We start from the raw sequence: 7890 nt of genomic DNA on the forward strand, positions 1-7890 counted from the left end.
CAGCCAGAAATGGCTCATCGCGCGCTCGACCGAGGCGCCGCGCCAGCGGATCACGTCCGGAAGCCCGTCCCAGGAGCCGAAGAAGACATAGGCCAGAAAGACCGCCGCCACCGCCATCAGCGGCAGGCCGAGCGAGCGTCGCGCCGCTTCGAGAAGCAGCACCACGCCGAGGCAGGCAAAGCCGATATCAGCGCTGGTCGGCGCCCCGGACCGCGCGGCCAGCCCGTCCCAGAAGAGGAAGAGATAGCCCGCGCAGAAGGCGCCCAGAAGCGCCATCGCCCAGTCCCGGACCGGGATCGCATGGCGCGGGCCGCGCGCGGTGGTGGGGAAGGCGGTGAAGGCCAGGAAGACCGCGAAGGCCAGGTGGATCGAGCGCGCCTGCGCGTTGTTGACCACCAGCACGCCCAGCTCGTAGGGCAAGGGCGAGGCGATCCAGAGCTGGAACAGCGACCAGCAGAGCGGCACGAACCACAGGACGCGCCGGTCGAGGGCGCGGGTGGGGGCGCGGGCGCCGGTATCGGCTTCGGCCATCAGGTCTCCGGCCGCGGCGGCGGAGGTCTCGGTCTTCGGGGTCAAGGCAGGTCCTCGCGACAGGCAACGGGAAAGGCCCGTCCGGGGGACATCGGACGGGCCTTCGGGACGAGCGGCGGATTACTTCCAGCCGCGCTCCTGGTAGTAGCGCAGCGCGCCGGGGTGCAGCGGCGCGGTCAGACCGGAGGAGATCATCTCCGCCTCGTCGAGCCGTGCGAAGGCCGGGTGCAGGCGCTTGAAGTCGTCGAAATTGTCGAAGACCGCCTTCACCACGGCATAGACCACGTCATCGGGCGTGTCGGCCGAGGTCACGAAGGTCGCACGCGGGCCCCAGGAGGGGATGTCGTCGGGGTTGCCGGAATACATGCCGCCGGGGATCGTCGCGGCGGCATAGGCGGGGTTCTCGGCCAGCAGGCGGTCGATATTCTCGCCCTCGAGCGGCAGGATCGCCACGTCGCAGGTGGAGGTCGCCTCCTGGCTCGACCCGTTCGGCAGGCCCGCCGCCCAGATCGTCGCGTCGATATTGCCGTCGCAGAGCGCGGAGGCCTGCTCGGCCGAGCCGAGCTCTGCCGCCAGCGAGAAATCATCCGCGCTCAGGTCGGAATAGGCCATCAGCGTCTCGGCCAGCACGCGGGTGCCCGAGCCGGGATTGGCGATATTCACCTTGTGGCCCGCCAGATCGGCGACGGTCTCGATCCCGGCATCCTTGCGCGCCATGACGTGCAGCGGCTCGGGATGGATCGAGAACATCGCGCGCAGCCCTTCATAGGCGCCGTCGCCCTCGAAGGCGCCGGTGCCGGCAATCGCCGCGGCCTGGACGTCGGATTGCACGACGCCGAAATCGAGCTCGTGCTGGCGGATGGTGCGGACGTTGTAGACCGAGCCGCCCGTCGACTCGACGGTGCAGCGCAGGCCGTTCTCGGCGCGGGCGGCATTCACCAGCCGGCAGATGGCGCCGCCGGTCGGGTAGTAGACGCCGGTCACGCCGCCGGTGCCGATGGTGACGAAATGCTGGTCCTGCGCCATGGCGGCAGGGGCGGCGCCGAACAGCGCGGCAGCCAGGGTCAGCCCGGAAAGGGCCTTCGGAAAGATCATGGTGGTCTCCGTGTCGGGATCGCGTGTTCTGCTGCGGCAGGCGGCGCGATCCGCCGCGTCCTGCCGTCTGGTCCCGAGGATTTGCCGATCCGCGCAGCGATGTCACGACAAAACTGATGTTTTTTTTGGCACCTGCCTACAGGAGAGGCGACGGCCCGAGTCGCGCTTGCCCGGCCGGGCGGCAGCGGCGAGGAGGCCCCGGCTCTGGGCCGGGGCGGGCCTGTCCCCGCGGCCGGCCGGGAGACGGACCGCGCAGGGCGCTCAGCGGGGCTTGCCCGCGCTCCAATAGGCCTGGGTGTCGCGGCGCAGCTCCTCGTAGGAGCGGATGCGCGCGCGCGCCGCCTCGCCGCCGCGTTCGACCAGCAGCGCGAGCAGCATCTCGATCACCGCGACCAGCCCGGCATAGCAGCCGAAATGGTAGGTCGAGATCACCGCGGCGACGAGCGTCTCGTCGGCCTGCAGATCCGGCGAGACGATCTCGCTATCGGCAATCAGCACCAGCTTCATCCCCTTGCGGCGGGCGAAGCGGCAGGCCTCGATTGTCTCGCGGGAATAGGGCGTTACCATGATGGCGATCAGCACGTCGCCCTCGCCCGCCTGGTGCAGCTCGTCGATCGCGCTGTTCATGTGGCGCGGCACCAGCTGCAGCGAAGGCAGCGCCATCTGCCCGACATAGTGCAGGTAGTAGGCCATGCCGTAGCTTGCCCGGACAGCCGTCAGATAGACCGATCGCGCGCCGATCAGCAGGTCGGCCACGCGCTGCATCTGCGCCGCCCCCTGCCGTTCCAGCGAGCGCTGGACGATCGCCATGGCATTCACCGAGGCCTCCGCCTGGACCCGCCCGAGCGCGCCGGCCTCCTCCAGCCGCTCCACCCATTGCGGCTGTTCCAGCCCGGCGGCGGTCGAAACCAGGGCGTGGCGGAACGGGTCGCGCATCTCGTCATAGCCGGAGAATCCCATGCGCTCGGCGAGCCGCACGAGGGTGTAGGTGCTGACCCCGGCCTTGCGCGCCGTCTCGCGGATCGAGTCGAGCCCGAAATCCGACGGATGGTCCACGACATACTTCGCGACCGTCCTCAGCCCCCGCGGCAGCTCGGGGATCACCGCCTTGAGCTCTGATATCACGCGATTCTTCAGTGTCGGATCCATGGCGCCTCCGGTCTGCAGCCCGCTTCATTTCCAGTACAAACGTTATTTTCTGCCAACATTGACTGTTTTCGTTCCGGGCGCAAGATTTGCCCGCAGAACAGCCGGCCGCGGATCGACCGGTGCACCAGACCTCAGGGACCTCACATGGCCGACACCCTTCCCTCCCACGCCTCGGTCGTCGTCATCGGCGGCGGCATCATGGGCTGCTCCACGCTCTACCACCTCGCCAAGATGGGCGTGACCGACGCGATCCTGCTGGAGCGCAACGCGCTGACCTCGGGCACCACCTGGCACTCCGCGGCACAGGTCCGCGCGCTGCGCCATTCGCGCAACCTGACCCGGATGATCCAGTATTCGGTCGACCTCTATTCCCAGCTGGAGAAGGAGACCGGCCAGTCCGTCGGCTGGATCCAGAAGGGCTCGCTGTCGATCGCGACGACCCAGGACCGGCTGACCCATGTGAAGCGCCAGGAGGCGCTGGCGCATGCCTACGGGATCGACGCCTGGTCGGTCTCGGCCGGGGAGGCCAAGGAGCGCTGGCCGCTGATGAATGCCGAGGACGTGCTCGGCGCGGTCTGGTCGCCCGATGACGGCCGGGTCTCGCCCTCGGATGTCTGCGCGGCGCTGGTGAAGGGCGCGAAATCGCTCGGGGCGAAGATCTTCGAACGCACCGGCGTGACCGGCATCCTCACCGGGAACGGCCGCATCACCGGCGTCGAGACCGACAAGGGCACCGTGATGTGCGACGCGATCGCGCTCTGCACCGGGCTCTGGTCGCGCGAGGTCGGAGCGATGGCGGGGGCCGAGGTCCCGGCGCTGGCCTGCGAGCATTTCTACCTGCTCACCAAGCCGATCGACGGCATCGTCGGCAACACGCCGACCCTCTCGGACCACGACAACCACCTCTATATCCGCGACGACAGCGGCGGGCTGCTGGTCGGCTGCTTCGAGCCGATGGGCAAGCCGATCGCCCCGGACGTGCTGAACGAGACCTTCGAATTCGGCCTCCTGCCCGAGGACTGGGACCATTTCGAGCCGATGATGATGAACGCGCTGCACCGGCTGCCCGCGCTGGAAACGGCCGAGGTCAAGATGCTGCTGAACGGGCCCGAGAGCTTCACCCCCGACGGCACCTTCATGCTGGGCGAGACCGCCGAGACGCGCGGCCTCTTCCTGGGCTGTGGCCTGAACTCGGTCGGCATCGCCTCGGGCGGCGGCGCGGGGATGAACCTGGCCCATGCGATCGTCCATGGCCGCACCGCCTATGACCTCAGCGAGGCCGACGCCAAGCGCTTCGCCCCGGTCTTCAACTCGGTCGAGCACCTGATGGCCCGCGCGCCGGAGATCCTCGGCACGCATTACGACATCGCCTATCCGGGCAAGCAGCTGAAGACCGCGCGCGACCTGCGCCGCCTGCCGCTCGATGCCGAGTACCGCAAGGCGGGCGCGCATATGGGCCAGGTCTACGGCTGGGAGCGGCCGCTCTATTTCGGCAAGACCGAAGAGCCGCAGATGACCTTCGGCCGCCCCGACTGGTTCGGCAATGTCGAGGCCGAGGTGACGGCCGCGCATGAGAAGGCGGCGATCTTCGACGCCTCGCCCTTCGGCAAGATCGACGTGACCGGCCCAGAGGCCGAGGCCTTCCTGGCGCGGGTCTGCGCGGGCCATGTCGGCCGCAAGCCCGGCTCGGTCATCTACACGGCCGTGCTCAACGACCGCGGCACCTTCGAGTCGGACATCACCGTGCAGCGCCTCGGCGCCGAGCGCTACAGGCTCTTCGTCGGCACCAACGCGATCAAGCGCGACCTGGCCTGGTTCCGCCGCCATTCCGAGGGCTTCGACGTCGCCCTGGCCGATGTCACCGAGGACTACGCGACGCTCGGCCTGATGGGCCCCGACGCCGCCCGGATCGCCGCCGCCTGCGGGGCCGAAGGGCTGGACGGGATCGGCTATTTCAAGGTCGCCCCGGCCCGCATCGCCGGGATCGACGTTACCGCGGCGCGGCTCTCCTATGTCGGCGAGGCCGGCTGGGAGATCACCTGCGCCGCCGCCGAGGCCTCCCGGCTCTATGCCGCGCTGACCGCCGAGGGCGCGGTTCCCGCCGGCCTCTTCGCCCAGAGCTCGATGCGGATCGAGAAGGGCTTCTGCGCCATGGGCCACGAACTCGACAGCGACGTGACCCCGATCGCGGCCGGGCTCGGCTTCGCGCTGCGCAAGGCGGGCGGCTATATCGGCGCCGATGCGGTGGAGACCGCCCGCGCCTCGGGCGAGACCGCGCGCATCGTCTCGCTGACCCTCGATGACGGGACGGCAGTGCCGCTCGGCCACGAGCCGGTCTATCTCGACGGCAAGATCGTCGGCCAGACCTCCTCCTGCGCCTTCGGCTACCGCATCGGCAAGCCGGTCGCGCTGGCCCATCTGCATCACCCGCTGGCCGACGGCACCCGCGTGCAGGTCGACATCGCGCGGACGCTCTTCGAGGCGACCGTCACCTGCGGGCCGCTCTTCGATCCCGAAGGCGCGCGGATGAAGCCCGTGCCCGCGGAGGCCTGAGCCATGTGCCGGCCCCATGTCATGGTCGCGCCCAACGGGGCGCGCCGCGGCAAGGCGGATCATCCCGCCCTGCCCGTCACCCTGCCCGAGATCGTGGCGACGGCGCGGGCCTGCCATGCCGCCGGGGCCGATGCGCTCCATCTCCATGTCCGCGACAGCGCGGGCGGGCACTCGCTCGATGCCGGGCGCTACCGCGAGGCGCTGGCCGAGCTCGGGGCGCAGGTCCCGGCCCTGCCGGTGCAGATCACCACGGAAGCCGCGGGCGTCTTCGGCGTCCCGGCGCAGCTCGCCTGCCTGGAGGCGGTCCGCCCCGCCCGCGCCTCGGTCTCGGTGCGCGAGATCGCCCGCGATCCGGATCTGGCGCCGCGGGTCTATGCCGCCTGCGCCGAGGCCGGGACCGAGGTGCAGCACATCCTCTACGACACCGCCGACATCGCGCAGCTGCGCGACTGGCAGGCCCGCGGCATCGTCCGGCCGGCGCAGCAGGCGGTGATCTTCGTCCTCGGCCGCTACGCGCCGGGGCAGGTCTCCTCTCCGGCCGATCTCGATCCCTTCCTCGCCGCGATGCCCGACGCCGCCGACTGGACCGTCTGCGCCTTCGGCCCGGGCGAGCATGCCTGCCTGGCCGCCGCCGCCCGCCGGGGCGGCAAGCTGCGGGCCGGGTTCGAGAACAGCCTGGCCGCGCCCGACGGCACGGTCCATCCCGACAACGCGGCCTCGGTCGCAGCGCTCCGCACCCTCCTCGAAAGCCAGGACCCATGAGCAACGTCTTCCCCCGCCACTGCCACGCAGACCTGCCCACCGCCGTCGGCGGCGATGGCTGCTACCTGATCGACGCGGACGGCCGCCGCTATCTGGACGGTTCGGGCGGCGCGGCGGTCTCCTGCCTCGGCCATTCGAATGCCCGCATCCGCGAGGCGGTCAAGGCCCAGATCGACCAGCTCGCCTTCGCCCATACCGGCTTCTTCACCTCCGAGCCGGCGGAGAAGCTCGCCGAGCTGCTGATCGCCAACGCCCCGGGCGAACTGGACCGGGTCTATTTCGTCTCGGGCGGCTCCGAAGCCGTGGAGGCGGCGATCAAGCTCGCCCGCCAGTACCATGTCGAGCGCGGCGAACCGCAGCGCCGCCATCTAATCGCCCGGCGCCAGAGCTATCACGGCAACACGATCGGCGCGCTCTCGGCGGGCGGCAATGCCTGGCGGCGCGCGCAATTCGCGCCGCTCCTCGTCGAGATGAGCCATATCGCGCCCTGCTACGAGTATGCCGAACGCAGCCCGGACGAGACCCCGGAGGCCTATGGCCAGCGGGTCGCCGACGAGCTGGAAGCCGAGATCCTGCGGCTCGGCGCTGACAGCGTGATGGCCTTCATCGCCGAGCCGGTGGTCGGCGCGACGCTCGGCGCGGTCCCGGCCGTGCCCGGCTATTTCAGGCGCGTCCGCGAGATCTGCGACCGCTACGGCGTGCTGCTGATCCTCGACGAGGTCATGTGCGGCATGGGGCGGACCGGCCATCTCTTCGCCTGCGAGGCCGAGGGCGTCGCGCCCGACATCCTGACCATCGCCAAGGGGCTCGGCGCAGGCTACCAGCCGATCGGGGCGATGCTCTGCTCCAAGGCGGTCTACGGCACGATCGCCGCCGGCTCGGGCTTCTTCCAGCACGGCCATACCTATATGGGCCATCCGGTCGCGGCAGCGGCGGGCCTCGCGGTCGTGCAGGAGATGCTGGAGCGCGACCTGCCCGCCCGCGTCCGCGGCCTCGGCGCCAGCCTGGAAACGAAGCTCGCCGCCCGGTTCGGCCAGCATCCGCATATCGGCGATATCCGGGGACGCGGCCTGTTCCGCGGGCTGGAATTCGTCGCCGACTGCGAGACAAAGGCGCCCTTCGACCCCGCGCTCGGCATTGCCGGCAAGCTGAAGAAGGCCGCGCTTGCCGAAGGCCTGATCTGCTATCCGATGCCCGGCACCCGCGACGGCCGGAACGGCGATCACGTGTTGCTGGCGCCGCCTTTCATCGCAACCGGGGCAGAGCTCGACGAGCTGGTCGAGCGGCTCTCGCGGGCGGTCGATCACGTCATCGCCGCTGTCGCCGCCTGATCCTTGCCACCATCACGCAGGCCCATGCGCCGTCCGCCGCCTGCAGGCGGACGCTGGCCGCGGCCTGCCCTGTTAATCGCCGGTCGAGTGTCCGGCACCAGAGACAGAAGAGAGTTCCCATGAAGATCCTCGTGCCCGTTAAGCGGGTGATCGACTACAACGTGAAGGTCCGCGTGAAGGCGGATGGCAGCGGTGTCGACCTCGCCAGCGTCAAGATGTCGATGAACCCGTTCGACGAAATCGCCGTCGAGGAAGCCATCCGGCTCAAGGAGAAGGGCGTCGCCACCGAGATCGTCGCCGTCTCCGTCGGCGTGAAGCAGGCGCAGGAGACGCTGCGCACCGCGCTTGCCATGGGCGCCGACCGGGCGATCCTGGTCGAGGCGGCCGAGGACGTCCACCAGGACATCGAGCCGCTCGCCGTCGCCAAGATCCTCGCGAAGATCGTCGAAGAGGAGCAGCCGCAGCTGGT

The 7890-nt window shown here is 70.0% G+C and carries 5 protein-coding genes and 2 pseudogenes; 4 read left to right on the forward strand and 3 right to left on the reverse strand.

Annotated features, from left to right (window positions below; all coding sequences use genetic code 11):
• From FGX59_RS35235 to FGX59_RS35245, 3 genes and pseudogenes are all read right to left on the reverse strand, one after another.
• Nucleotides 1-576: pseudogene (locus FGX59_RS35235) on the reverse strand (C4-dicarboxylate ABC transporter); the annotation flags it as partial.
• A gap of 75 nt (nucleotides 577-651) precedes the next feature.
• Nucleotides 652-1626 carry a TAXI family TRAP transporter solute-binding subunit gene (locus FGX59_RS35240; protein ID WP_138473220.1) on the reverse strand — a complete coding sequence of 325 codons (975 nt, stop codon included), beginning with the start codon at nucleotides 1624-1626 and terminating at the stop codon, nucleotides 652-654.
• A 261-nt stretch (nucleotides 1627-1887) separates the two neighbouring features.
• The gene (locus FGX59_RS35245) at nucleotides 1888-2775 is read right to left on the reverse strand and encodes a MurR/RpiR family transcriptional regulator (protein WP_138473222.1); all 888 of its coding nucleotides are present in this window, start codon (nucleotides 2773-2775) and stop codon (nucleotides 1888-1890) included.
• A 144-nt stretch (nucleotides 2776-2919) separates the two neighbouring features.
• On the opposite strand from FGX59_RS35245, the gene FGX59_RS35250 reads away from it, so the two are divergent.
• From FGX59_RS35250 to FGX59_RS35265, 4 genes and pseudogenes are all read left to right on the forward strand, one after another.
• Entirely contained in the window at nucleotides 2920-5328 is a 2409-nt protein-coding gene (locus FGX59_RS35250) for an FAD-dependent oxidoreductase (protein WP_138473224.1), read from the forward strand.
• A gap of 3 nt (nucleotides 5329-5331) precedes the next feature.
• On the forward strand, nucleotides 5332-6090 hold the full coding sequence (locus FGX59_RS35255; protein WP_138473226.1) for a 3-keto-5-aminohexanoate cleavage protein: 759 nt from the start codon (nucleotides 5332-5334) through the stop codon (nucleotides 6088-6090).
• The gene (locus tag FGX59_RS35260) at nucleotides 6087-7421 is read left to right on the forward strand and encodes an aspartate aminotransferase family protein (protein WP_138473227.1); all 1335 of its coding nucleotides are present in this window, start codon (nucleotides 6087-6089) and stop codon (nucleotides 7419-7421) included. The genes FGX59_RS35255 and FGX59_RS35260 overlap by 4 nt, the downstream gene beginning before the upstream one ends.
• 119 nt (nucleotides 7422-7540) lie before the next feature.
• Nucleotides 7541-7890: pseudogene (locus tag FGX59_RS35265) on the forward strand (electron transfer flavoprotein subunit beta/FixA family protein); the annotation flags it as partial.

The organism is Poseidonocella sp. HB161398 (assembly GCF_005870025.1).
Lineage (GTDB): Bacteria > Pseudomonadota > Alphaproteobacteria > Rhodobacterales > Rhodobacteraceae > Mangrovicoccus.

Bases quoted from the DNA above. Each gene is read 5' to 3' on its own strand.
- FGX59_RS35240 (WP_138473220.1), bottom strand. From the start codon at position 1,626: ATGATCTTTCCGAAGGCCCTTTCCGGGCTGACCCTGGCTGCCGCGCTG.
- FGX59_RS35245 (WP_138473222.1), bottom strand. From the start codon at position 2,775: ATGGATCCGACACTGAAGAATCGCGTGATATCAGAGCTCAAGGCGGTG.
- FGX59_RS35255 (WP_138473226.1), top strand. From the start codon at position 5,332: ATGTGCCGGCCCCATGTCATGGTCGCGCCCAACGGGGCGCGCCGCGGC.
- FGX59_RS35260 (WP_138473227.1), top strand. From the start codon at position 6,087: ATGAGCAACGTCTTCCCCCGCCACTGCCACGCAGACCTGCCCACCGCC.
- FGX59_RS35250 (WP_138473224.1), top strand. From the start codon at position 2,920: ATGGCCGACACCCTTCCCTCCCACGCCTCGGTCGTCGTCATCGGCGGC.